Origin of the sequence: Exiguobacterium sp. s101 (assembly GCF_018617835.1) — a bacterium.
GTDB lineage: Bacteria > Bacillota > Bacilli > Exiguobacteriales > Exiguobacteriaceae > Exiguobacterium > Exiguobacterium marinum.
The window spans coordinates 75,010-99,500 of sequence record NZ_JACSKX010000002.1 but is presented as its reverse complement, the minus strand read 5'-3'; the positions used below and the strand labels follow the sequence as shown (position 1 = coordinate 99,500).

23 protein-coding genes and 1 pseudogene are annotated in these 24,491 nt (G+C 47.3%); 17 read left to right on the top strand and 7 right to left on the bottom strand.

What is annotated here, in order from left to right; all coding sequences use genetic code 11:
- Positions 1–56 precede the first annotated feature (56 nt).
- Genes KNO76_RS02640 through KNO76_RS02625 form a run of 4 tightly spaced genes read left to right on the top strand, consistent with a single transcriptional unit; the run spans position 57 to position 3,698 of the window.
- Positions 57–818: a YveK family protein gene (locus KNO76_RS02640; RefSeq protein WP_214882251.1), complete on the top strand. Its 762-nt coding sequence runs from the start codon at positions 57–59 to the stop codon at positions 816–818.
- Between the two features lie 4 nt (positions 819–822).
- Complete coding sequence (locus KNO76_RS02635) at positions 823–1,488, top strand: CpsD/CapB family tyrosine-protein kinase (protein WP_251127854.1); 666 nt, start codon at positions 823–825, stop codon at positions 1,486–1,488.
- 15 nt (positions 1,489–1,503) lie between these two features.
- Positions 1,504–3,060: a lipopolysaccharide biosynthesis protein gene (locus tag KNO76_RS02630; protein WP_214882245.1), complete on the top strand. Its 1,557-nt coding sequence runs from the start codon at positions 1,504–1,506 to the stop codon at positions 3,058–3,060.
- Entirely contained in the window at positions 3,057–3,698 is a 642-nt protein-coding gene (locus KNO76_RS02625; protein WP_285800421.1) for a sugar transferase, read from the top strand. Before KNO76_RS02630 ends, KNO76_RS02625 begins: the two co-directional genes overlap by 4 nt.
- An 82-nt stretch (positions 3,699–3,780) precedes the next feature.
- On the opposite strand, the gene KNO76_RS02620 is transcribed toward KNO76_RS02625, so the two are convergent.
- Positions 3,781–4,020, bottom strand: coding sequence for a hypothetical protein (locus KNO76_RS02620; RefSeq protein WP_214882242.1), 240 nt, complete (start codon positions 4,018–4,020; stop codon positions 3,781–3,783).
- Between the two features lie 125 nt (positions 4,021–4,145).
- Here KNO76_RS02620 and KNO76_RS02615 point away from each other — a divergent pair, with 125 nt between their 5' ends.
- Together KNO76_RS02615 and KNO76_RS02610 are read left to right on the top strand one after the other, a co-directional pair.
- On the top strand, positions 4,146–5,387 hold the full coding sequence (locus tag KNO76_RS02615) for a UDP-glucose dehydrogenase family protein (protein ID WP_214882239.1): 1,242 nt from the start codon (positions 4,146–4,148) through the stop codon (positions 5,385–5,387).
- 97 nt (positions 5,388–5,484) lie between these two features.
- Positions 5,485–6,213: a DUF3784 domain-containing protein gene (locus KNO76_RS02610; protein WP_214882236.1), complete on the top strand. Its 729-nt coding sequence runs from the start codon at positions 5,485–5,487 to the stop codon at positions 6,211–6,213.
- A gap of 12 nt (positions 6,214–6,225) precedes the next feature.
- On the opposite strand, the gene KNO76_RS02605 is transcribed toward KNO76_RS02610, so the two are convergent.
- A complete protein-coding gene (locus KNO76_RS02605; protein WP_214882233.1) occupies positions 6,226–8,922 on the bottom strand; it encodes an EAL domain-containing protein in 2,697 nt (898 codons plus the stop codon).
- A gap of 111 nt (positions 8,923–9,033) precedes the next feature.
- On the bottom strand, positions 9,034–10,806 hold the full coding sequence (locus KNO76_RS02600) for a C40 family peptidase (RefSeq protein WP_214882230.1): 1,773 nt from the start codon (positions 10,804–10,806) through the stop codon (positions 9,034–9,036).
- 281 nt (positions 10,807–11,087) lie between these two features.
- Between KNO76_RS02600 and KNO76_RS02595 the strand changes: the two genes are divergently transcribed.
- Positions 11,088–12,935, top strand: coding sequence for a sensor domain-containing phosphodiesterase (locus KNO76_RS02595; RefSeq protein WP_214882227.1), 1,848 nt, complete (start codon positions 11,088–11,090; stop codon positions 12,933–12,935).
- A 13-nt stretch (positions 12,936–12,948) separates the two neighbouring features.
- On the opposite strand, the gene KNO76_RS02590 is transcribed toward KNO76_RS02595, so the two are convergent.
- On the bottom strand, positions 12,949–14,322 hold the full coding sequence (locus KNO76_RS02590; RefSeq protein WP_353047856.1) for a sensor histidine kinase: 1,374 nt from the start codon (positions 14,320–14,322) through the stop codon (positions 12,949–12,951).
- A gap of 12 nt (positions 14,323–14,334) precedes the next feature.
- Positions 14,335–15,021 carry a response regulator transcription factor gene (locus tag KNO76_RS02585; RefSeq protein WP_214882221.1) on the bottom strand — a complete coding sequence of 229 codons (687 nt, stop codon included), beginning with the start codon at positions 15,019–15,021 and terminating at the stop codon, positions 14,335–14,337.
- A gap of 106 nt (positions 15,022–15,127) precedes the next feature.
- Between KNO76_RS02585 and KNO76_RS02580 the strand changes: the two genes are divergently transcribed.
- The 3 genes from KNO76_RS02580 to KNO76_RS02570 are packed head-to-tail and all read left to right on the top strand — an operon-like array spanning position 15,128 to position 18,062.
- Complete coding sequence (locus KNO76_RS02580) at positions 15,128–15,889, top strand: ABC transporter ATP-binding protein (protein WP_214882219.1); 762 nt, start codon at positions 15,128–15,130, stop codon at positions 15,887–15,889.
- Complete coding sequence (locus KNO76_RS02575; protein WP_214882216.1) at positions 15,876–17,708, top strand: ABC transporter permease; 1,833 nt, start codon at positions 15,876–15,878, stop codon at positions 17,706–17,708. Before KNO76_RS02580 ends, KNO76_RS02575 begins: the two co-directional genes overlap by 14 nt.
- Before the next feature lie 12 nt (positions 17,709–17,720).
- Positions 17,721–18,062: a YxeA family protein gene (locus KNO76_RS02570; RefSeq protein WP_214882213.1), complete on the top strand. Its 342-nt coding sequence runs from the start codon at positions 17,721–17,723 to the stop codon at positions 18,060–18,062.
- A 48-nt stretch (positions 18,063–18,110) separates the two neighbouring features.
- Here the strand turns inward: KNO76_RS02570 and KNO76_RS02565 are convergent, their stop codons facing one another.
- Positions 18,111–18,554, bottom strand: coding sequence for a MerR family transcriptional regulator (locus tag KNO76_RS02565; protein ID WP_214882210.1), 444 nt, complete (start codon positions 18,552–18,554; stop codon positions 18,111–18,113).
- Between the two features lie 321 nt (positions 18,555–18,875).
- Between KNO76_RS02565 and KNO76_RS02560 the strand changes: the two genes are divergently transcribed.
- The 7 genes and pseudogenes from KNO76_RS02560 (at position 18,876) to KNO76_RS02530 (ending at position 23,827) form a co-directional block, all read left to right on the top strand.
- Entirely contained in the window at positions 18,876–19,085 is a 210-nt protein-coding gene (locus KNO76_RS02560; RefSeq protein ID WP_214882208.1) for a hypothetical protein, read from the top strand.
- A gap of 68 nt (positions 19,086–19,153) precedes the next feature.
- Positions 19,154–19,294: a YvrJ family protein gene (locus KNO76_RS02555; protein WP_084483574.1), complete on the top strand. Its 141-nt coding sequence runs from the start codon at positions 19,154–19,156 to the stop codon at positions 19,292–19,294.
- A gap of 26 nt (positions 19,295–19,320) precedes the next feature.
- Positions 19,321–19,533 carry a hypothetical protein gene (locus KNO76_RS02550; protein ID WP_026825227.1) on the top strand — a complete coding sequence of 71 codons (213 nt, stop codon included), beginning with the start codon at positions 19,321–19,323 and terminating at the stop codon, positions 19,531–19,533.
- A 27-nt stretch (positions 19,534–19,560) separates the two neighbouring features.
- Positions 19,561–19,773: a DUF2922 family protein gene (locus KNO76_RS02545; protein WP_214882205.1), complete on the top strand. Its 213-nt coding sequence runs from the start codon at positions 19,561–19,563 to the stop codon at positions 19,771–19,773.
- A gap of 125 nt (positions 19,774–19,898) precedes the next feature.
- A complete protein-coding gene (locus tag KNO76_RS02540; protein WP_214882202.1) occupies positions 19,899–21,743 on the top strand; it encodes a methyl-accepting chemotaxis protein in 1,845 nt (614 codons plus the stop codon).
- A 220-nt stretch (positions 21,744–21,963) separates the two neighbouring features.
- Positions 21,964–22,710 (top strand): annotated as a pseudogene (locus KNO76_RS02535) (methyl-accepting chemotaxis protein); the annotation flags it as partial.
- A gap of 367 nt (positions 22,711–23,077) precedes the next feature.
- The gene (locus KNO76_RS02530; protein ID WP_214882199.1) at positions 23,078–23,827 is read left to right on the top strand and encodes an SDR family NAD(P)-dependent oxidoreductase; all 750 of its coding nucleotides are present in this window, start codon (positions 23,078–23,080) and stop codon (positions 23,825–23,827) included.
- A 45-nt stretch (positions 23,828–23,872) separates the two neighbouring features.
- On the opposite strand, the gene KNO76_RS02525 is transcribed toward KNO76_RS02530, so the two are convergent.
- The gene (locus KNO76_RS02525; protein WP_214882197.1) at positions 23,873–24,319 is read right to left on the bottom strand and encodes a hypothetical protein; all 447 of its coding nucleotides are present in this window, start codon (positions 24,317–24,319) and stop codon (positions 23,873–23,875) included.
- Positions 24,320–24,491 lie beyond the last annotated feature (172 nt).

Below are 24,491 nucleotides of genomic sequence, written 5' to 3'. Positions count from 1 at the left end.
CTATCTGATTCATAAATGGTGTCGACAGTCGAAAAAGCAAGGGAGGTATAGTCACCGTGAGAGATATCAACTCGTCAATCCAGGATACTTGGTTTATTTTGAAATCTAAAAAGTGGCTTATTTTAATAACGATGATTTTAATAGGAGCGATTGCCTACTCGTTAAGTAGGTATGTAATCCCACCGACGTATGAAGCTTCGACGCAAATTTTGGTGGTACCAAAACAAAATGGGACTGAAGCGTTAGACAGTAATCAGATCCAATCATCGCAGGGGCTGATTAATACGTATCGAATTATTATGAAAAGTCCAATCATTCTAAATGAGGTGCGTGAAAATATCCCGAATGCCCCTGAAAAGTTAGAAGAACAAATTGTTATTGAAAGCGAAGAAAATTCGCAAGTCATTACAGTTCGTGCTACCGCAGGATCAGGGGAAATGGCTGCAAGTATTGCGAATGAATTAGGTTTGGTATTTTCAAGTGAGATTCCAAGCTTAATGAAAGTCGATAATACACAAATTTTGTCACCTTCATCTGTTCCGATTGAACCGGTAGAGCCAAATATTCCACGAAACACTGCAATTGGTATACTCCTCGGGTTCATTTTCAGTAGCTCATTCGTATTAATTAGACATCTTTTCAACAAACAAATTCGAACTGAGGCGGAAGCAGAAGCTATACTTGGAATACCAGTGATTGCTTCGATTCCTCTATTTGAACGTCAATCGTTCAAATCAGATAAACATAATCCGCACTCATCGAATCAAGTAAAGGAGGGAGAGAAATATGTTCCGAAAACACAAAGAAAGCTTTCATAGGAATATGAACCTAAATTTAATTACAATCTCAGATCCGAAATCGCCAATCTCCGAACAATATCGTACACTACGTACAAATCTTGAATATACGTCGCTCGGTACTGGACTACAAACAATACTTGTAACCTCGACTTTTACTGGAGAAGGGAAATCGACAACCGCTGGAAACTTAGCCATTGTATATGCTCAATTAGGTAAACGTGTACTAGTCGTTGATTGTGACATGCGTCGTCCAATAATGCACCAAATCTTCCGACTAGATACGAAGAATGGCCTTTCAAATGTTCTTGCAAAACGTGTCACAATTGATCTTGCCATTCAACAAACTCAACTTGAAAACTTATACGTGATGACGGCAGGCGTCATTCCACCGAATCCATCAGAACTACTCTCTGCACCTTCCTTTAAAGAAATGTTAGATCAAGTGCAGACCCAGTTTGACATTATTATTTTAGATGCACCACCAGTGATGCAAGTTGCGGATAGTCGAGTGATTGCGACTGAGGTTGACGGGACAGTTCTCGTTGTGAGTTGCGAAGCTTCAGATCGAGATGAAGTAGTAAAAGCGCGTGATCAATTGACAATGACAGGCACCAAAATTCTAGGTCTTGTGTTAAATCGCCGTGAGTATCGAAAGAATCGAAATAACTACTATTATGCATATCAATAAAAAGGAGGGATACCTATGGCGACCAAATATGCTTTCGAACCAGAAGAAGTCAGTTCGAATCAAATTAAATATGGTGCCTTGGTATCCTACGTTTCAATTGGTTTCAATATCATTTCAGGATTTCTCTATACGCCATGGATGATCGGAAAGATTGGTCAAGCTAATTATGGATTATACATTTTATCGTTTTCCATCATTGCCATTTTCGCATTTAATCTAGGTCTTGAAGTAGTAGTTGCCAGATTTTTAAGTAAATATCAAAATGATGGGGATCGGCAAGGTGAAATCCGCTTTCTAGGCATCGCCTATAAATTATTTTTTTTGCTGACCTTTATATTAGCGGTCGTGTTAGCCATTTTATATGTGTTTCTAGATAATCTTTACGGTAATTTGAGTGCTGGTGATTTAGAGAAACTACAATTTATGTACCCAATTGTTGCTTTTTACATTTTGATTACCCTAATATCTAAGCCACTCGATGCAGTGTTTATCGTAAATGAGCGTTTCATTCAATTCAATTCATTGTTATTTTTTGAGAAAGTAGTGATTGTAACCTGTACAATCGTAGCTCTTGTGATGGGGTATGGCGTATATGCGCTCGTTGTAATCAATGCGATTGTTATATTATTAAATAATATTTCCAAAGTACTATATATATGGAAATATACAGATACTAAAATAGACTTCATGGCCAGCGGGAAAGGGATGTACCGTGAAATTTTTGTTTTTTCCTCTTGGCAAACGACTGTTGCTGCAACACATAACTTTCTAATGAATATCATGCCGACAGTACTTGTGATTGTAGCAAGTGGGGTTGCCGTTGCAATCTTTTCGATCGGGATGGTTGTTCAAGGTTATGTATTGCTTATAGCGACAGCAGTCAATTCACTTTTTTTGCCAAAAGTATCAAGGCTCACCCATTCAGGTGATGTTAAAGATATCGAAAACCTGATGATTCGGGTTGGTAGGATTCAACTCTATGTTGTGGGATTCATTACAGTAACATTCATTGCGATTGGATCGGAATTTATTCACTTTTGGGTAGGTGATGCATTTCGCGAATCATATATTGTTGCGTCGTTACTCATTGCGATGGGTGTGATTACGCTTCCTCAAGAAATTGCAAACATCCACCTTGTAACGACAAATCAAATTCGGTATCGAGCTTACGGGATGGTAATCTCAGCAGTCATCGGTTTAGTGCTCGCAATATTTTTGAGCGGGGCCTATGGCGCGAGTGGAGCAGCACTCGCTCTCATGATTGGTTACTTAAGTGGAAATGCTGTATTTATGAATATCATCTACGTAAAAATATTAAAGATAGATGTTTTGCGATTTTTTAAAGAATGTCATTTACAGCTACTGCCTGGACTTTTGTTGACATTAGTTATCGGGATGGTGATTCAACACCTACATCCATCCTCAAATATGATTGGATTTTTATATAAAGCAGTGGGACTTGTTGCTCTATATGCGGTGTTTACTTGGTTCTTTACGGTGAATCAGTTTGAAAAAAATTTGATTCAATCGATTCTTCCGTTTAAGCGTATAAAGAAGGGAGAACTCAAATGAACATGTATCGTCGTTTTTTTAAGCGTCCTCAAGATCTTTTGTTAGCAATAGTTGCTTTAGTGTTACTTAGTCCTCTCATAGGAGGGACTGCTCTTCTGATTCGCCTTAAACTAGGTGGGCCGATTTTTTTCAAGCAAAAGCGTCCTGGAAAAGACGGTGTGATTTTTGAGATGATTAAATTCCGGACAATGAGAGACGAAAGGGACGAGGTGGGAGAACTTCTTTCCGATGACAAGCGTTTGACATCATTCGGGCAAAAGTTGCGTTCGCTCAGCATCGATGAATTGCCTAGTTTGATGAACATTGTGAAAGGTGATTTATCCATCGTTGGACCGCGGCCTCTGCTCGTTGAGTATTTACCACGTTATAACGATAGACAAATGCGTCGCCATGAGGTGAGACCGGGATTGACTGGTCTTGCACAAGTGAACGGGCGCAATCGTTTATCGTGGGAAGAACGATTCGAGATGGATGTGCAATATGTCGACGACATCACGTTTATAGGTGACTGGAAGATTATCTTTCAAACCGTCTATAAAGTACTCAAAAGAGATGGAATCTCTTCGGAAACATCGGCGACGATGGAAGCATTTATGGGTAGCGAACAAAATCACAAAGAAGACGCCCTCACCCGCTGAGAGCGTTTTTGTTTTTGCATGGATACAGGGGTTTTACAAAATTTCTCGAATAATACAAAAAGAAAAAGCGCCTGACTGAGTGTCAAACACTTTTCTTCATTTGTTGCTTCCGGTCGCGTTGTACTTTCCAAATCATTGAAGCAATGACGATTAGGATTGGTGCAAAGATCCACGGTCGAGCTTCTAGAATGGCAACAAGTTCAAAAATCGAGAGCCATCCGCTCACCATGATTAATACAAGTAAAAAAGTTTTCAGTCCCCCCCGGACTGGAAACCAAAAATAAACGAACAAGGTCACTAAGAAGAAAGCGATTAAGCCCATGCAATTTGTCCTTTCACCCATCATTTTGACTCATTATAGCAAAGAACATCGAGAGAGTGTTAGAAGCTTCACTTCTTAGGCGTGTTTCGGTACGCTTAGAAAAGATGATTGAAGGAGGAACAGATGTGAAATTTGGAATTATTGGTTTAGGATACGTTGGATTGGCCACACTTTGCGGATTGGCAAAAGCCGGTCATCACGTCATCGGTGTCGAGGCTGACGAAGAGAAGTTACGTCTCCTCATGAGTGGACACCCGCCATTCCATGAACCAGGCATGGCAGAGGTGCTACAAGAGCACGCCGATCAAATCACGTTAACAGATCGTGTTGCGGATACGGAGCAGGTCGACTATTTGATTCTTGCGGTCGGGACACCGAGCAAGTCAGATGGAAGCTGTGACTTATCCTATATCGAAGCAGTCCTTTCGGAACTGAGAACGAAGCATAAAATTGTCATTCGTAGTTCAGTCCCCCCCGGCACGACAGATTTATTAAACATCATGTACCCCTCTCATAAGTTTGCAATCGTACCAGAGTTTTTACAAGAGGGACGTGCACTTGCGGATGTCATGAAGCCACATCGGGTCGTTATCGGCTGTGAGGACCTTGAAGTGTCTGAAGAGCTGGCCGGCGTATACGGTCGACTCGGCGTTCCACTCATCTGCACGACACCCATCAACGCAGAACTCGTCAAATACGCATCGAATGCATTTTTGGCCACGAAAATCAGCTTCATGAATGACTTGTCGCGCTTAGCTGATAAAGCAGGTGCTGATATTACAACAATTGCGGATGGAATGGGACTCGATCCGCGTATCGGGCGCTCGTTCTTAAACGCAGGAATTGGATATGGCGGATCGTGCTTCCCGAAAGATATGAACGCACTGCTTCATGTCGCGAAAGAGAACGAGACTGACTTACGTGTCATACGAGCGGCGACAAAAGTGAATGAGACGCAAATCGAATATGTGCTGTCTAAACTAAATCTTCAACCGAACATGCGGGTTGCGATTCTTGGTTTGGCATTCAAGCCGGGGACGGACGATATGCGGGATGCCCCGTCGATTTTACTCGCGCATCATATGGTCGCGCGAGACGTTGAAGTCATCGGGTATGATCCGATTGCGACGTGGGAGTATCCGCAGGCGGCATCGATTGAAGAGGCGCTGCATGGTGCGGACTGTGCTGTTCTCGTCACGGAATGGGATGAGCTCGTGAATTTGAGACCAGAATCCTTTTCGAGTATGCGCCAGCGTCGCTTGATTGATGCGCGAAACGCGTGGAAGTTTGCGCGCGACCCGGGTGCTGTTTCGTACGAAGGAATCGGACGGATGCAACGTCCATCGAACACACCCACTTCAAATTAACATTGTTCAGGACTGCTTATGTAGGCGGTCCTGTTTTCGTGTAATTTGAATCCTTCAGAAGTCTTGTATCGTAAAGAAAGGAGAGGAGGCGAGGTATATGTGGATTCTCATTCTAGCAGCAGGAATCGTCGTCGTATTAGGCTTCGCGGTAGACAGGTTCGGCTGGTATCATTTGATCTCAGGGTATAATACGATGTCTAAAGAGAGGCAAGAACGTGTCGACATCAAGCGGGTGGCGCGACTGATTGCTTGGATGTGTTACGGCATTGGCGCGATGTTTCTGTTGATTGCACTCATCGACTTGTCTGGATGGAGCGCACCACTCGAACCGTTCTTTCTCGTCCTATTCGTCTTCATCGTCGCCATGCTTTGGCGGATGCAGCGGTATGACGGGAACATCTTTGATGAATCTGGTCGTTTGAGACCGGGTGGGAAAAAGCGCCTCATCCCAATCATCATCGTCTCTGTCGTATTACTCGTCGGTGTGCCCGCGCTCCTATTTTGGTTCAGTCAACCGACTGAGGTGACTGTAATAGACTCGGTGATTGTCATTGAAGGCAGTTATGGTCGTGAAATCCCGCTCGATGAAGTGGAAGACGTGACATGGACAATCTTACCGGACATCGCGCGTCGGACGAACGGAGCAGACACGGGAACACGTCTGACTGGACATTTTCGCACGGAAGCAGGAGAAGATGTCCTCCTGTTTATCGATCGCGATGTCGAACCGGTCATTCGACTCGATTGGTCGGCAGAACCAATCTATCTCAATCAGTCGTCGGCAGAAGCGACGCGAGCATTATATGAAGAGATTCAATCACGCTGAAAAAAGGGACACTCAATGCGAGTGTCCCTTCGTGTTGACCCAAGTTTCAAATGAAGCCGCATCAAGAGCTGGTGAGAAGTAGTAGCCCTGCCCGAGCTCGACTCCTTCATGAATCATTCGTGACAGGTCGTCATCGGTCTCGATGCCTTCAGCGAGGGCGGTCAGCTGTTGCTCGTTCGCAAAACGCGACACGGCACGTAAGAAGGATGTACTTTCTTTCGCCTTCCCACTCACATACATCCGGTCGATTTTGACTTCTTGAATCGGCAAATGCCAAATCGCTTCGAATGAGGCATATCCGGTCCCGAAGTCGTCAATCGAGAGGCAATATCCGAGGTCGGCGATATCTTCTAACCGTTCGAGTTCACTCTCATACGACATAATATCTGACGACTCCGTCAATTCAATCTTCAATCGGTCCGGTAGCCAAGGATGTAGCTCGATGGAGTCCCGAAGTTTCGCTACAATCGACGGGTCGACCGAATGAGCCGACAAGTTGAACGACAGTGAGATGTCTTCGAAAGGTGTGTCTTGCCACGCGACGAGCTGTGCGATCGTCTGGTCGAGAATGTTATGCGATAGCCATAAGATTTGATCGGATCGCTCTGCGACACGAATGAATTCGTTCGGTGGAACGACTCCGACGTCAGGATGTGTCCAGCGGGCGAGTACTTCCGCCCCGACGACACGGTCTGTTTTCAGCTCGACTTGTGGCTGATAGGCGACCGTCAATTCACCTTTTCGGATCGCCTCTGGAAGCGCCTGCTCAATCAGTGCGGCGAGTTGCATCTGGGCTAGGATGTCTGAGTCATACCAAACCGATGGGATGCGGGTTTCTTTGGCGTGTTGTAACGCCTTCATCGCCTCAAACAAACAATCGTTATACGCAGGTTTCGTCTCGGTTGCACCGATTTGGATGTGTACATTTTGTCGTTTATGATTGACTGTCAATTCCGTCGGGAACAGTTCCAATAATTCATGTTCATCCTCAAAAGAGAAGCCTCTGACATACAGCATGAACGTATCGTCCCGATACCGCCCGAATAGATGTTGTGCATATTTGGAGAGGCGAGCCTCGACGGTGCGCGCGAACTCGTTCATGAGAAGATCGGCGTATGCCGGATCGTACCAATCGACGAGGTGATGGTAGTCATGCAGTCTAATCAAGACGAATGCACCGTCAATCTCTTGATTCTCCCATCTGCGGATGAAGCCATACTCGTTGTAGAGGTTGGTCGCCAAATCAAAGCGCACGAGACGGTCGACTTTTCGTTCCCGCTCGACACGATCGGTCTCATCTTCAACAATCAAATAATATGTCAATTGTTCTTCTCGTTTTAGCGGTGTCAATTTCACGTTCAAATAACGAGTATGTTCGCCTTTCAAATGAATGATGAATTGGGCGCTCGTTCCTTGGTTGGTCACGCCTTCAAGTGCTTGTTCAAACAAACGGCGACCCGTCTCGGTGAACAGTTGGTTGATCTCATATAAATTTCGGTCGCCAAAAAACTGACGGAACATCTCATTTCGTTCAATCAGATTATAAGAATCATCCATCAGCGCGATGGCGAGCCCGGTCTCTGAAAAGAGGGACGACCAACGTTCGTGATAGCGCACGAGATCCTGTGAGCGATTTTCGAGCTCATGGAAGGTCGAATGAACGCTTGCGGCAATCTCGCCTAACTCGTCCTCAATGCCACGGAAGTCATGCGTCTTCGGGAACATCTCTTCAACCGGCGTGAGACTTGGATCGATAGCAAGCGCTCGTGCCTTGAGGTGCGCCAAATCGTGATTGTAACGCTTGCGCGTATAGTAAAGCAGGAAAATCAGTCCGAGTGATAAGAGGAATGTCATGACGAATGAGATAGTGGCGAGAAGTTGGTAATGTTTACTTTCTTCTCGTAGCGCGACCTCTGAAGTAGAGCGAATCGAGCGAAGAGCCCCATACGCATCTTCGTAGACGTTCGTTGAATTGACATAACGAGCTTCTAGAGATGCCTCACGGTTTGCCATATTGGCGAACGATTGACCACTTTCTGCCACGTCGATGACGGCTTTCGTTTGTAACGTTGTGTTCGATGCGATGATTGTTTGGATGATTGCCGCTTCGCCTACAATCAAATCAACGGTACTGGCCAGTTGGTTCTCGTCAATTGAATCACCGAGTAAGGAAGCGCCGTTTCGCATGAGCATCGATTGCATCCGCATAATGGCGTCAATCAGTTCATAAGCTGCATTCGGTTGATTCGTTTGTTCGAGCGCTCGATAGAACCAACGGCGATTGATTGAACTGATGACATCGTTCGGGACCGCCTCGAATCGCTCTTCTTCGAGAATACGGTTCAAATCGTTCGAGAACGTCTGAAGCGTCTCTCGTTCCCGTTCGTTTATACCAGCTTCGAAGTTGTTCAATAAACGCTCATTGTATTGGAGTGCCCGTTCTTTGTACGGTGTGGATAAGAACGATGACGTCTGATTCGACTGTTCCTCGTAACGGGTCGCCGCCTCGAAGAGCGTCACATACGCTTCGACACCAGCCAGGTCTGCCGCCTGACTCAAATTCGCGATTGTCTGGTCGATGGCTTCTTGTTTTTCATGCCAATAAAAACTCGTTCCAAGCCCAAACAACAGGACACCAATGAGACAAGCGATCGCAAGCGCGATCGTGTAGATACGGTATGGAATTTTCGCGAAACGGTGTTGGCCCATCCGGCACCTCCTTTTTTTCTTCATCATACTCCGATTTCGGGTCACGGGATGAAATTCCTGCAAAACGAAAGAAAAACCCGACTTTTGTCGGGTTTATTAACGTGACTAAAGTCACGGGCGCTTATAACCGATCAAGCGTGATTGCCAATACGGTTCTTTACTGATTTGGTTATAACCTAATCCGTATGAACCGGCATGGATGAATGTATCAGCGTTAATCATGATGCCCATATGCGATGGTCCTGCGGTATATGTGTTTTCGAAAAAGACGAGATCACCGGGCTGCGGGACGAACGACTTCGGTAATTGTGCTCCGAAGTAAGCACCGTTCCAGTAATTGGCCACGTTCGTACGTGGGATGCTGACACCGGATTGATTGAATACATAATAGATAAGACCTGAACAATCGAATCCGCCGTTGGCCGGGCTAGAAGATGCCCACACGTATGGTGTACCCACATACTGTTTAGCCACCTGGATGGTCGAAAGTCGTGTAGACTGAGCGCTTTGTCCTTTGATTTCTGTGACGGCTGATTTTGCGACAAATCCTGAAGAGAGCCGATAGTGCGTAGCCGTCTCTCCAATGATGTTCAACAGTTCTCCGCGGAGTGTCGAACCGACCGTACTGCTCGCCTCGCTCGCCTGTAACCGAATCGAAGTCGGATAGTACGTATAGTACGAGTTTGCGTCATAGGAACCTTCGACCCAAGCCGGACCTTCTGCCGAGCCTTTCGGGACCGTTTTTACATAGGCCGAGGCAACAAAGCCGACCGTATTCCCGTAATAGATTTGTAGCCAACCTTTTGAAGACTCGACGACGCGCAACGTCTGTCCCGCTTTGACACTACCGATAATCGTCGCACTCGTTGAAGAGCTCGAACGGACGTTCAAAGAGGGTGTGTTGACGATGTAATCAACAGTGGCATTGCCAACACCGGCATCTCCTTCATTGGGGGCAGGGTCACTCGGTGTCGTAGTCGTTTGCTTTAAATAACCGGCGCTCACGTATCCGGATTTACCATTATACGTGACATAGTACCAGCTTCCTGACTGTTTCGTCGCCTGGACGACCGTGCCGTTCGGGATGGACGTGACGAGGGCGTAGCCGATGCCGGCACCTTGCCGAACATTCAAGTTTGCGGTCGTAGTGAACTGTTGGTTGATGGATTGTTCTGTACTCGGTGACGTAGGTGTCGCTGATTCAGATGTCGTTAAATATGTATTGGCGACATATCCAGTTTTTGTCCCGTACTTTACTTTCGACCATGAGCCTTCGACAGTTAAGACGGTGACCGTCTTGCCCTTAGGAATCGTGAGCACCACGGTCGTCTTTGTTGACTTCGACGAGCGAAGATTCAAGTTTACTTTCGTTTGGGCCGTCGCCGCGTTCGGTGTGACAGTCGAAGGCGTGTCTGCTCCGCTTGACGTGGAAGCTTTTTGTAAATAGTCGTTATGCACCCACCCGGTCTGTCCGCCGTAACTGACTTTCGTCCACGATCCTTTTGATTGAATCGGGGTGAGCGTTTTGCCTTTTGGAATCGTCAAGAGGACGCGGTGCCACGTTCCTCCGGCGAGTCGCATGTTCAACGCATGCGTCGTCATGACACGATTCGTACTCGCAGCGGTCAACGATGAACCACCTGTCGATGCAGACGCATTTCCTGTGAGACGTAGTGTCTGACCGACGCGAATATGGTTAGAGGATAGTCCGTTCAAAGATTTAACCGTCGCGACAGATACATCGTAGGAACGGCTGATGGACCATAATGTATCACCAGAACGTACCGTATGCGTGGTCGCAGCCGCAGCTTCGTCCGCGTGGGTAAGTATACTTACCGCTGCGAGAGCCGCGAATGAGTAAGTGAGACCAGACTTTGAATTCATAGCGTTACATCCTTTCAAAGAGTGAGAATGAAACCATTCAACAAGTGAAACAATACAAGTTTATTGTACGGTGAGACGAAATGAGCAAGCAATGGGGCAAAAGGTCAATTCACGTCCCTTTCTTGAAAAGGAGGTCAATAATTTATAAATGGGTATAAATGGATATTTAAAAGATTCGAAAAAGGAGGAAGTATTGACTTTCTGTTGAATTTTGGAAAACGTGACGTGTGATGTTTCATGCTATCATTAGGTCAAAATAAATTTGGTGAGGTAGCAGACTGATGATCGAGAAGAACTTTTCAAACCGAACATATCGTAAACATCAAGAGAAACTGTTCGAGCTCGTGAGAATGCCGATTGTGACCGAGAAAACCGTACAGGAGGCGATTCGATATATGTGTGAGATCGTCGCTGATATGCTGGCGGTCGATACAGTGTCAATTTGGCATTTTGACACATCATATCAATCCATTTCGTGCCAAGTCGCCTATTCTCACGAATCAGGTACACATTATCCGAAGTTGACGGTTCATCATGAACTCGCAGCGGACTATTTTGAGGCGCTTCAGACAGAACGGGTCCTCACGTTCGAGGACGTTCGAAGTCACCCGTGGGTGAAGGAACTATACACAGAGTATTTTGTGGAAGGTCAGCGTATCCACTCGATGCTCGATGCTCCGATTTACGCGAACAATCGCGCTAAAGGTGTGATTTGTTGCGAAACATTTTTACCGCGGAAGTGGAACTATCTTGAAGAATTAATTGTGAGCACGCTTGCGGACTTTATCGCAATCCTTTACTTTCGACTCGACCGTCAGTTGATTGATGAACATCTTCATCAACTGGCCTATACGGATGAATTAACGGGATTGATGAATAAGTACGCGTTTGTCGATGAAATCGATTCACTTCGTCTTCATACGAAAGGTTTTCTCGGTGCTGTTCTTTATATTCGAGCCGATGATTTTCGATCGATTGAAGATGCTATCGGTTCTGAAGCGTCTGATTTGATTGTCAAAGAAATGGCGAGTCGATTGCGCAAGGTGGTCGATGAGTCTCGAATGGCTCGAACGTCTCAATCTGGATTTGTCATTTGGATTCCTTACGGGGAACGGAGGAAAGTGCATACGCTTGCGGAACACTTATGTGAGCAAGTGACACGTCTCCCGTATCGAATTAATGAATTAGATGTTGTGTTGACGACGAGCGCGTTCATCTCGATCGAAAATGAAGGTCGCTCCACATTAGACATGATTCATACAACTCGGGTTGTTGCGGGTCAATCGAATGGGAAGCGGGGAGTCATTGCGTTTTTTGAAGAGGAGATGGCACAGGAAGCATCAGATCGCCTAAGGCTAGAGATGAACCTACGATTGGGAGTCCTATCAGAACAGTTTGAATTATATTATCAACCAAAAGTTATTGCTGATTCTGGAAAATTGAAAGGATTCGAAGGATTGATGCGCTGGAACCATCCGGAGCGTGGTCTCGTACCGCCACTCGACTTCATTCCGCTCGCCGAATCGACGGGGATCATCATCGACCTAGAAGAATGGGCGTTCGTAACGGCCTGTCGCCAGCTCAAACAGTGGCATAATCGTGGAGACCGCTACGAGCTTGCGCTCAACTTATCGGCGCGTCATTTCTTATCTGAAGGGGTCGTCGAAAAATTTGCCCAAATCGCACGTGAAGAAGGAATCTGTACGAGTTATATGACTTTGGAGATTACAGAGAGCGTTGGGATGGAAAACCAGCAACACGTCATCGACCGTTTCATCGCCTTCCGGGAAGAAGGATTTTCCATTTCCATCGATGACTTCGGGACCGGGTTCTCAGCATTCGTCTACTTGAAGCACTATCCGATTCATGAGATCAAAATCGATCGGCAGTTCATTCAAGTGACAGAGAACGACCCGACCGGGAACGTCATCGTTGAATCCATCGTCGACTTAGCACGCGGATTGAACTTGAAGACGGTTTGTGAAGGCGTCGAAACGCTTGAGCAGTGGGAGGCATTACGCGGACTCGGCTGTGATGAGATGCAAGGGTACTATTTCTCTAGACCGTTGCCGCTTGGAAAGTTAGAAGAGTGGATTACCGACTATACAGCACAGAAAAGGGACGCCTGAGCGTCCCTTTTTGTTATGGCGTAAATGTGATTCGAATCGTTGTGCCTCGTCCTTGTTCACTATCTACCACGACCTTCCCACCGTGGGCTTCGATGATGTCCCGCGAGATGGCCATACCGAGACCGCTTCCGCGCGCGTCGTCCGTATTCGTGCCCCGGTAATAGCGTTCAAAGATATAAGGCAATTCGGATTCGGCAATCCCGTTTCCATCATCTCCAATCGTCACGATGTCACCCTCGATGTGGACCGTCACCCGCACGGACTCGTCGTTATGAATTAACGCGTTATACAAGAAGTTGAGCAAAGCCCGCTTCATAAAGTGACGGTCAAGTAACACGGACGCTGCCGCGGTCGACTCAAACTCGATATGATGCTCGCTGAAGCGAGAATCGTTCAATACGTCGATGACGACTTCACGGACGAACGGCTCGAGGTTTGTATCTTCGAGGGTAAGCGGAAAGTCGCCGTGCTGCAGACGCATCGTCAAATTGAAATCGTCGAGCAGTTCCTTCATATATTTAGCCTGGCGCTCGATCACATGCACGTACTGTTTACGCTCCGTGCCATCTAATGAATCGTCGTCGAGCAGTTCGGCATACCCTTGGATGGAGGCAAGCGGCGTTTTCAGGTCGTGCGATACGTTGCTCATCCACTCTTTCCGACGTTCATCGAGTTCCGTCCGTTGACGCTCGTACGTCCTGAGTGTCTGTGAGACGGCATTCAAGTCATGGAAGACAGGACGGTAAATCCCTGACCGCTTCGGTTCAGCGGTCGAGAAGTCGCGTTGCTTCAGTTGTTGAATCCGCTCGGTCAAGCGGTAGACGGGGCGCGTTAATCGTGAGCTGAACAACAAGCCAATCAAGGCGGCGACGAGCAGGTCGACGATAAGAATCCAAAGGAATGCCTTTGATACATACGAGAGAATCGCTTGTTCATCAATCATGAATAACGTTCGACGCTCACTCGCTTCGGGCACACCGATGAGATAGCTATACGATTCATATTCTCCGATAAAGTAAAGCCGAAGCTCATCGTCCATATATTTATAGATTTGAATCAACTCAATCGGAGAATAGGCGTCAGGCAGTCCGCTCGGAGTATCGACGTCACTGACGACACGTCCGGTCTCATCTAAAAAACGAACAAACGCGCCATACTGTTCGAGCGCCTCCCGCCCTGACTCTGACACGACAGGTTCGCCGTCCTCAATTGAAAGATACGTACTGAAGTTTCGAGTGAATGTTTCCCCTGAGTTGCTTTCGACATCGTCAGGTCCTGTCCGATCATTGATGAGGAGACCGAACAAGATGGCAATGTTCAAAAAGACGACGAGTGTGACAATCAATAGAATCGACAGTAAATAACGACCGGTCAGTTTCCATTTCATCATGACTGCTCCTTACACCGTCAACCGATAGCCAAGTCCCTTGACCGTCTTGATGTATGTCGGCTCGGATGGATTCGGTTCGACTTTTTCACGGAGACGCCGGATGTGGACCATGACGGTATTGTCCGACCCGAAGAACGACTCGCCCCATACTTGGGTAAAAAGCGTCTCCTTGCTCAGGATTCGGTTCGGGTTGCGTAAAAAGCAGGCGAGGAGACCGACTTCTTTGGCCGTCAACTCTAATCTCACCCCGTTCACATACACTTCCGTCTCGTCTTCATTCATTTGAAAGGGTCCGACGGTCGTCTCTTCCATCGATGCTTCCATCATCGACACCCGTCGCAGCTGTGCTTTCACGCGGAAGGCCATTTCTTTTGGACTGAACGGCTTCGTGATGTAATCATCCCCACCGATGGCGAGTCCGAGCAGTTTATCGACTTCTTCCGATTTGGCAGATAGGAAGAGGATCGGGATAGTAGAGTGCGCCCGCATTTGTTGGCAGAGCTGATAGCCTTCCCCGTCCGGCAGCATGACGTCTAAAATCGCCAAGTGTGGACGGAACGTCTCGAAGACGTCAAACCCGTCCTTCAACGTATGGGCGGTCCGGATTTCGTGAAATCCTTCCTTCTCGAGCGCGCGTTGAATCAACATACATAAGTCTTGTTCATCATCTACGATCAGAATTCTTGGTTGCTTCATCTTCATCACCTCTCTATAAGAATAACACTTAAGGATTTTGTAAGGTACGCGTGAGTTCAAGTTAAGACAGGGGGCGTAATGTAAAAGTCAGAAAGAGGTGCTGAACATGGAAACATTATTACAAGTCAAAGCGATTCAAAAAACATATGGGAAAGGGGACGCGACGTTTCGGGCACTCGATGACGTTTCGTTCACAATCGAACACGGTGAATTCGTCGGAATCATGGGACCGTCCGGAGCGGGGAAGTCAACGTTACTCAACGTCCTCGCGACAATCGATACACCGACGTCAGGTGAGATTTTAGTCGACGGAGACGACATCGCATCGATGAACGAGGAGGCACTCGCCGATTTTAGGCGTGATCATCTCGGCTTCATTTTTCAGGACTACAACCTGCTTGACTCGTTGACGGTACGGGAAAACATGTTGCTCCCGCTCGCCGTTTCAAAGACGCCGGTCCAGGAAACACGTGAAAAAGTCGAACGGTTGGCGAAACGGTTCGGACTCGAAGCGATCCTCGAGCAGTACCCGTACCAAATCTCAGGCGGGCAGAAACAGCGTACGGCCGTCTGTCGGGCGCTCATCTCAGACCCAAAACTCATTTTTGCCGATGAACCGACCGGCGCGCTCGACTCGAAGTCGGCGACCGATTTATTAGACACCCTCGCCCGTTTGAACGAGGCGGAGACGACAATCATGATGGTGACGCATGACGCCTTCGCGGCAAGTTTCTGTCGCCGCGTCCTCTATATTCAAGACGGTCGGTTGAAAAAGGAACTCATTCGCGGCAACGCCTCGCGGGACGCATTCTACCAATCAATCCTCGAGGAGCTCGCGAAAGGCGGTGCGGTCGATGACGCTATTTGAGCTTGCGAAGAAAAACGTCGTGCGTAATCTGTCGCGATACGCACTCTACGTTGGGACGACCATCTTTTCCATCGTCATCTACTTCACGTTCGCGACACTGAAGCACAGTCATGAGATCAGTGCGCTTGCGGAGACGTCGAAGAAGATCAGCGGATTGATGAGCACATCGACGTTCATCCTGATGCTGTTCGTCGCCCTCTTTATCGCCTATTCGAACGCATTTTTCCTAAGGGGACGGAAACGGGAAGTGGGACTTTACTCACTTCTCGGTGTCCGAAAGAAACAAATCGGGCTCTTGCTCCTATTTGAGAACATCGTCATCGGAGCGGTGTCCTTAGTCATCGGAATCATTCTCGGAATTTTCGGGGCGAACGCGCTCCTCCAACTATTGATGCGTCTCATGGACAGCGACTTGAACATCGGATTCGCCTTCTCGGCGTCGGCATTCATCGAGACGTTCCTCGTCTTTCTTGCGATTTTCCTTTTCACTTCGTTCCAAGGTTACCGGGTCATCTATCGCTTCAAGTTGATTGACCTGTTCCATGCGGACAAGAGTGGGGAAGGGGTTCCGACGGCGAAAGGCTGGGTCGCGCTCACGGGGATTCTCACCATTGGAGTGGCGTACTGGCTCGCCCTTCAGGATTTGATGACGTCATCCCTTTGGAAAATGCTCGGACTCGCGATGCCGCTTCTCATCATCGGATTGAGTGTCATCGGATCGGCGCTTCTCTTCCATAGTGTCTTGATTTTCGCTTTGACATGGTTGAAAGGGAAGGAGCATTGGTCGTGGAAACGGCTCAACTTGTTGACGACGTCACAGCTTCTCTATCGCATTCGCGGGAACGCGAAGACGCTCACGCTGATCAGCATCATCAGCGCGACTGCGATCACGGCAGGGGGTGCCATCTTCAGCGTCTACTATTACGCGGAAGAGAATGTCGCCTCTTATACACCTTACACGTATGCCTGGAAAGGGGAGGCGGTTGAGGTGAATGGAGCGACGTTCGAATCAAGCGTCGAAAAGAAGACGATTCGGACGGAAGCGCAGTACGGAGAGCGTGAGCTCGGGGTCATCGATGAGTCGACATACCGGCATCTCCTTCAAGGTCTCGGCGTCGCAGAACCGGCCCCGTTCAAACAGGGTGAGGTCGTATGGGTCGACCCGTTCTATGACGAACGTTATTCGGAAGAGCTCGAATCGGTCGAACTGTCAGGACAGACGGTTGACGTGTCGACGCGTCTTGAAGAGTCGCCGCTCAACGTGATGACGTTCGGCGGGTCGTTCCTCGTCGTCGAAGACGACATGTTCAAGACGATGACGGAACCGAGCGAGACGTATCATGTCGTCCTCACGGAATCATTCAAAGATCAGCGCGACCAGTCTGAACGTCTAGCGGGACTCGGGCTCGAATCGTTCTCAAGCGCACCGGATGTGTATGCCGAGACGATGGCGATGAACGGGGCGCTTCTCTTTGTCGGGACATTCCTTGGACTCGTCTTCCTCGTCGCGACAGGTAGCGTCATCTACTTCAAGACGATGACGGAGACAGAGGATGACCGGGCGAAGTATACGATATTACAGAAAATCGGCATATCCGATCGGGATGTGCGCCGGACGGTGCGCCAACAGATCCTCGTCGTGTTTCTCGCCCCGTTCGCTCTCGGGATTCTGCATGCGACCGTGGCGCTCATCGCGTTTTCAAACTTGTTGAGCATGAATTTCACGATACCGGTCCTCGTGTGGATGGGCGTCTATACTGCGATTTATGCAATCTACTATGGCATCACGGTTCGCCGCTTCATGACGGCGATTCGATAAGGAGAGAAAATTATGAAAAAATGGATTGGAATTGCAATAGTTTCGATTTTAGTAGTAGTCGGAGTCACTCAGGTGGATTGGAATCGAATTGGGAAGGATACCCTGTTCGTCAAAGTAGGAGCGGTGTCCGATGTAGAAGAGACGATACTCGAGAACGGTGAAGTGATGAAGCGATACGTATACACGCAGCCAGCTTTCACGTCAGACGGGAAGTCGAAGGAAATCACCTTTACGGCTGCGAAAGAGCTTCGGGAAGGGGCTTACTTACGTTTATACGTCAAGGACGGGGACACGGTCACGTCGTATGAGGAAGTGTCCCGTGCGGACGTACCGCGATCGATTACCGAAAAGTAAGTAAAAAGCCATTCGTCATGAGCATCATGGCGGATGGCTTTTTACTGCTCATACGACAGGCGCCTCATAAGCATTTAGTTCGAGCTTTAATATGTACGTTAATTCATGATGCGCCAATTCAGAAAAATTTGTTTTCTTTACATGTGTCCGTGGGCGCAATCCGCACTCCAATGCGACGTCGACAATGGTACGAATCTGATTTTCCGTATAGAATCGTTTTCGGCCGAACGTGAACGGGGTAGGTGGCAAAACGCCATCTGTCTCCCATTTGATTAGCTGCTGTTGGCTACGCGGGATGCCGGCCACACTGAAGGCCCGACTCAATTCTTTGAGCGGATAAACGATCAGATGTTGTTCTTTATACGAAATTGGTTTTCCTTGTTCCGGTCGGTATGTATCCCATTCGGTCGCTGAAAACGTCAGGTCGGATTGGTCGAAGTCGTGTTGAGCGGAAGGAATAGTGGTGGTGCTTGCGAGGTCTGGGCTGTTCATCGTGTATGTCTCCTTCTTCAAGACTGACTAGTAAAATTCAAAAAATGCCTTCCTACGTATCGTACCCCATTTACAAGAATTTAACTTACAGTTTTTTCAAATGTGGGGAATAAATCGTAGTACTTTTGACGTATTTTTGAATGCTGTCTGCCGAAAATTAAGATACCCTATTTAATATGAAAACTCAAGGAAAGCAGTCAATATTTGAAAAATGAATAAAAATTCAGAGGTTTTGGGACTATCGTCACTCATTGCTATATAAAAATAGAATGAGCACTTTCTTCATGAAAACGGTTAATAAGGGCGAAGGAGGTGAGACAGATGGCAATATATCGAGAAACAGCGACGATGCTTTATTTGGACACCCGGCGACAAGTCGACGGCAAAGAGAAAAAGCAACTCGTTCGCTACGGACCGCTAGGCAGTCGAATGGATGAAGCACGGATGAAACAGTTTGGTGACTTGATCAAGGCACTGATTGATGTGGAATCCGTCAACTACGTCGTGGCCCAAGAATTTCTAGTGTATTAACACGGAGGACTTATGAACAACCTCACACATCCCGTCGATGATCCTCGGCATGATGAGCAGGTGATCACATGAGTTGGCCTGAACTCATCTCAAATCTCGGGTTCCCTATCGTCGTCTCGCTCTATTTGCTTCATCGGATTGAGACGAAGCTCGATCGCATGATCCAGCTGCTCGAGCGAATGGGTACCTCGAACGTATCAGAAACCTAATCCCCTATTGAAAGGAGCCATCCCCCATGGCTGTTTTAACAGAGAAGAAAGCAACGTTCGTCTTGACGACGCATCATGACTTAGAAACAGCAAAACCGACGAAAAAAGCGCAACGGTTCGGCCCGATTCGTGCCGACCTTACGGCAGATACGATTGATGCGTTTGGTCGTCTTTTAATCGACCTTGTCATTCAAGAGGACGCGGACCTCGGCATCGTCCGTGAATACGATTTAGTTTAACCCATACCCCAAGGAGGAGAATAACCCATGACTGACACAAAACTTGAAATCTCATTTTTAGATGCATTCCATAAAGTCGTACGTTTCCGCTTGAACAACGTGGAGCAACCGGTCGACGCTCAAAAAGTGGAAGCACTCGCCGACTTCATGGTCGCTAACGATCCGCTCGCGAAAAATGTGATTGAATGGACCGAAATCAAGATGATTGAAGGCACACAAACAGTGTTGAGCGTGAAGTGATCAAGTGGAAGGTGACTCTTGCAGTTTTGAGTCACCTTTTTTAAGTTTGGTCAATTCCCTTCATTATTTTCTGAAAATTGTCGATACTATAGAAAATACTGCATGATTGAGAGGGGAATACATAGATGGAATGGAAATCAACATGGTCTAAGGCACTCAGCCGGATCAAACGAAAACCGACATGGACGTGGAAACCGACACTCAAATGGAAGCGTAGAGAGAAGCGTGAACGCACGACATCTTTCGGACCGAACATTGGAAAGAATTTGACGATTCGTCAAAAATTGTGGGGACTCGTTCTTATATCGCTTGTCATGGTCATTGGCGTCGGCGGATACGCGCTATTTTCAATGAGTGACGCGAACCGTCAAGCAGATGACATCGTCAACAACTGGAATAAAGGGCTAGATTACGCTCACGAACTTAATACGCTCGCCGCAAACTACAGAACGCTCGAGCTCGACCATATCGTCTCAGATGATGCGACGATGAAAGAAGAACTCATGACGCAGATGAAAGAGATTCGTGATGAGATCAATACGATTGCACCGAAGTATGAAGGACGTGCTGTAAACGCAGAGGACAAAGAGCTATTCAATAACTTCTCGCGTCAATGGGAGATGTATCAGCGCGTCTCCGACAACATGTTGACATTCAGTTCAACAGGCAACACGGGGATGGCACATTCATATTATGATGCTCAATCACAATCGACATATGATAACTTCACACAAAAATTAGCCAGTCTTGTCGACTACAACTCAGAAGGGTCACAACGTGTCGGTCAAAACATGGAACAAAAATTCATGCAGTCCCTTATGGCCTTGGTTGCCGTGACGGTCGGGGCCGTGGCAATTCTCTTATTCCTAGGGTTCAGTTTGTTACGTTCAATCATTCGACCGATGCAAACGTTGCAGACACGCTTTGATGAACTCGCGACACAAGGTGGGGATTTGACGATGACGATTCCCGTCACGTCAAACGATGAAATCGCGCAAGTCAGTCGTTCATTCAACACATTCCTCGCGACACTTCGTGAAATCATGATCGATGTCGATGAGACAGCGAAAGTCGTCCTCTCGTCTTCTAAAGACGTATCAGCCGAAGTGACGCGACTCAGTCACTATATGGAAGAGACGTCTGGAACGGTCGAAGAATTGACGGCCGGTATGGAAGAGACGGCGGCCTCATCGCAAGAAATGAGTGCTTCGACGACAGAGATGGGCAGTTCGATTGACTCCATCGTCGACTTATCGAATGAGAGTGCCGACACGGCGAACCGTGTCGAGACACGAGCACACGAGATGCGTGAACAAGCCGTTGTTTCGAAAACAGAAGCTGTGGCGATTATCGAGAAGAAAAAAGTCGAGCTCGCGGAAGCCATCAAAGGGGCCCAATCGGTCGAAGAAATTCGCGTCTTGACGACGGCCATTCTCGCAATCGCCGACCAGACGAACTTACTCGCACTGAACGCATCGATTGAAGCGGCACGGGCAGGAGATGCCGGACGTGGATTTGCGGTCGTCGCATCGGAAATTCGTAAACTTGCGGAGAACTCACGTCAGACGGTCAACGAGATTCGTGACGTATCGAACACCGTCATCGATTCGGTCGAACGACTCAATACGAGTTCGGATGACATGTTGACCTTCTTGAACACGAAAGTCATGGCAGACTACAATCGTCTCGAAGATGCTGCGACGCAATATGAACAGGACGCGATGGTATTCGGTGAGACGGCGAAGACGTTTGAAGGAAACGCGCTTCAACTTCGTCATATGACGGATAACATTCTCGGTGTGATACAGGAAGTGGCAACGACCGTGACAGAAGGTGCGGACGGTACACAGTCCATCTCGGAGAAAGTTCAACTATCGGTTGAGCGCTTCAATGATGTGCAAACGAAGATGAATGAAACTGAGAAACGCGCGACAGAACTATCGAATCGTGTGGCACAATTCAAACTATAATCAGTTTTTGGGGACCAGGCGTATGTCTGGTCTTTTTTTATGAATTTTTTGAAACATTTACAGTTCAGATTTTTTAATAAGGGGTCAATGTGTTAGATAATTTCAAATTGTTGGTACAAATTAGGCGGTCTCGTCCGATAAAAAAGAGCAACACATCATCATAGAGAGAAAAAGAGGTGAAGAGGACTTGTTCCTCGAAAGTAGTGAAAAAAATTGCAAAAAAGATGAAGGAATTGGTCGGATTGCCGGTTCAATCGGCTCGATTGACGATGACGTATCACAGAGTTTGAAGCTAGCCGAAGGAGGTGGCGCGACGATGTCCCAGGCGAAAGACGAAGTGCTCGCACTGGAACGGGAGACACGTCTGACAGGAGAATCGATTTCGGAACTGAAGCAACAGTCCGATGAGATCGCTCTCATTACCGAGGTCATCCAATCGATCACGGACCAGACGAACTTATTGGCATTGAATGCGGCCATCGAAGCGGCACGTGCCGGCGAACAAGGGAAAGGCTTCGCCGTCGTCGCAGAAGAAGTACGTAAACTTGCCGAGCAGTCGAAACAGTCGGCGACACAAATCGCCGGGTTGATCGAGTCGATTCAAGCACAATCGAATGCCGTCCTCGACCAACACGTCGTCAGTGCGAAACGCGTCGAGACGAACACGTTGTTGCTCGAACGGGCGACACGTGCGTTCGAACAGATCGTCAGGCAGCTCGAGACGTCGGTTGACGATACGTCACACATTCGTATCGCCTCGCATGAAATTGCGGAGACAACGAGACAAGTCGCAACATCTTCTCTTCAAATGTCACAAGACAGCGAAGGGAAGGCGAAGACGATGCGCTCTGTCGGTGAGACAGCTGACTCTCAACTTGCGATGATTCAAGAGTTGAACGGTGTCGCCGAGTCGCTCGGTAATATGACGAGTGACCTGCAGACGTTGATTGGGCGGTTCACGACTTAAATGGTTGCAACATGGAGGTAATGACTCAAATGTTCTAACAGACTTATCATAATCAAAAAAACACCGTTTTTTGATTATGAATAAATGAACGGCATATGCTGCTTTACAGTTATTTTTGAATCGAAAAGGATATAAAATGCGATTAGATGAGACGGAAGTCATTCTGTTTTGTGTTTGAACAGCGACAGAATCAATTGAAATTTCGCAGCTCGCAATTCAAATCGAAAGGTACTGTATCAAGAAATAAGGTGTTCCACTAAAGTCCTGTCTCTTCGGAGTCAGGACCTTTTTGTTCACATCGAAACGATTCGCCATCCAGAAAGTGGGGAATGAACAACAAGGTAAACGACAAAAAGGAGTGGATCATATGAAGTATACGGTCATTACAGGTGCTAGCTCAGGAATCGGGTATGAAGCAGCGAAACTACTAGCCGAAAAAGGAAAGTCGCTCGTGCTCGTCGCAAGACGAAAAGAAGAGCTCGAATCGTTACGTGATGAAATCAAATCCATCTCGCCTGATGGCGATGTCATCATCAAATCGACCGATCTGTCTTACAGCGAGAACGTGTACGGACTATATGAGTCGCTCGCGGACCTCGATATCGAGACGTGGATTAACAACGCTGGGTTTGGGGATGCCGGACAAATCAAAGAGGTGGATTTAGGTAAGATTGAAAACATGATTCGTTTGAACATCGAGGCGCTCACCGTCTTATCGAGTCTATACGTCCGTGACTATCACGACGTCGAAGGGGCGCAACTGTTGAACGTGTCGTCTGTCGGGGGATATCGCATCGTCCCGAACTCGGTCACATATTGTGCGACGAAGTTTTATGTGAGTGCATATACGGAAGGACTCGCACAGGAATTGAAGCAGAATGGTGCCAAACTTCGAGCAAAAGTGCTCGCACCGGCTGCAACGGAGACGAGTTTCGCCGACCGGGCACGCGATACGGAAGGATTCGACTACAGCGAAAACGTCGCGAAGTATCACACGGCGCGCGAGATGGCAGAGTTCTTATATGACTTGCTTGAAGGGGACGAAGTCGTCGGGATTGTCGACCCCGAGGATTATTCGTTCAGCCTACGCGGACCGATTAAACCGTATGCCGAATAACATGCGAAAGAGGCGACGGATGTTTTCATCCATCGCCTCTTTCGCTTATTCGCTTAAAACTCGATTCAATCCTATAATCAAAGCTTTTCGTTCATCATAGGTGTATACTCCCTTTTCATAAGGGGAGAGAGGAACGTGTTTGCCATTTTTCAGTTTCAAGTACCAACCATCGAAATCGACATAAGTCATTTTAATCCAGACACGGCCCTTGTTAACATCCATTTGATCTAAGTGGCTCACAATAAAGTTTGTAGGAATGGTAAAGAGTGCACGAGGTGTCGAATTCAAACGATGTTCCTCAACAAAAATCGTATAAAAGTCGGCTTCATGTAATCGTTCTACGTTGGCTCCGGTAGTTTTTTCATCTTTTTTTGGATCAAGTTTTGACCACATTACTTTATTCCCTTGTATTTGGAAATAATGTGACCCTAAAGTGTGTACATCTTGAGAATCGACCTTAAAGTTAGCTGCTAACAGGGACTTAATTTTCATGCTGAACCTCCTAAATGTTGATGTGATGTGATACATATCCAATATAAATCAGGGAAAACGCTTTGTCAATTAAAATTCGAAATTTCGCTTATTCTGCATATTGAGAAATTCAAATCGTATCATTAATGAAAGTTTGTCATTCTATTTATGCTGGAGTGCTTATTGTGTATAG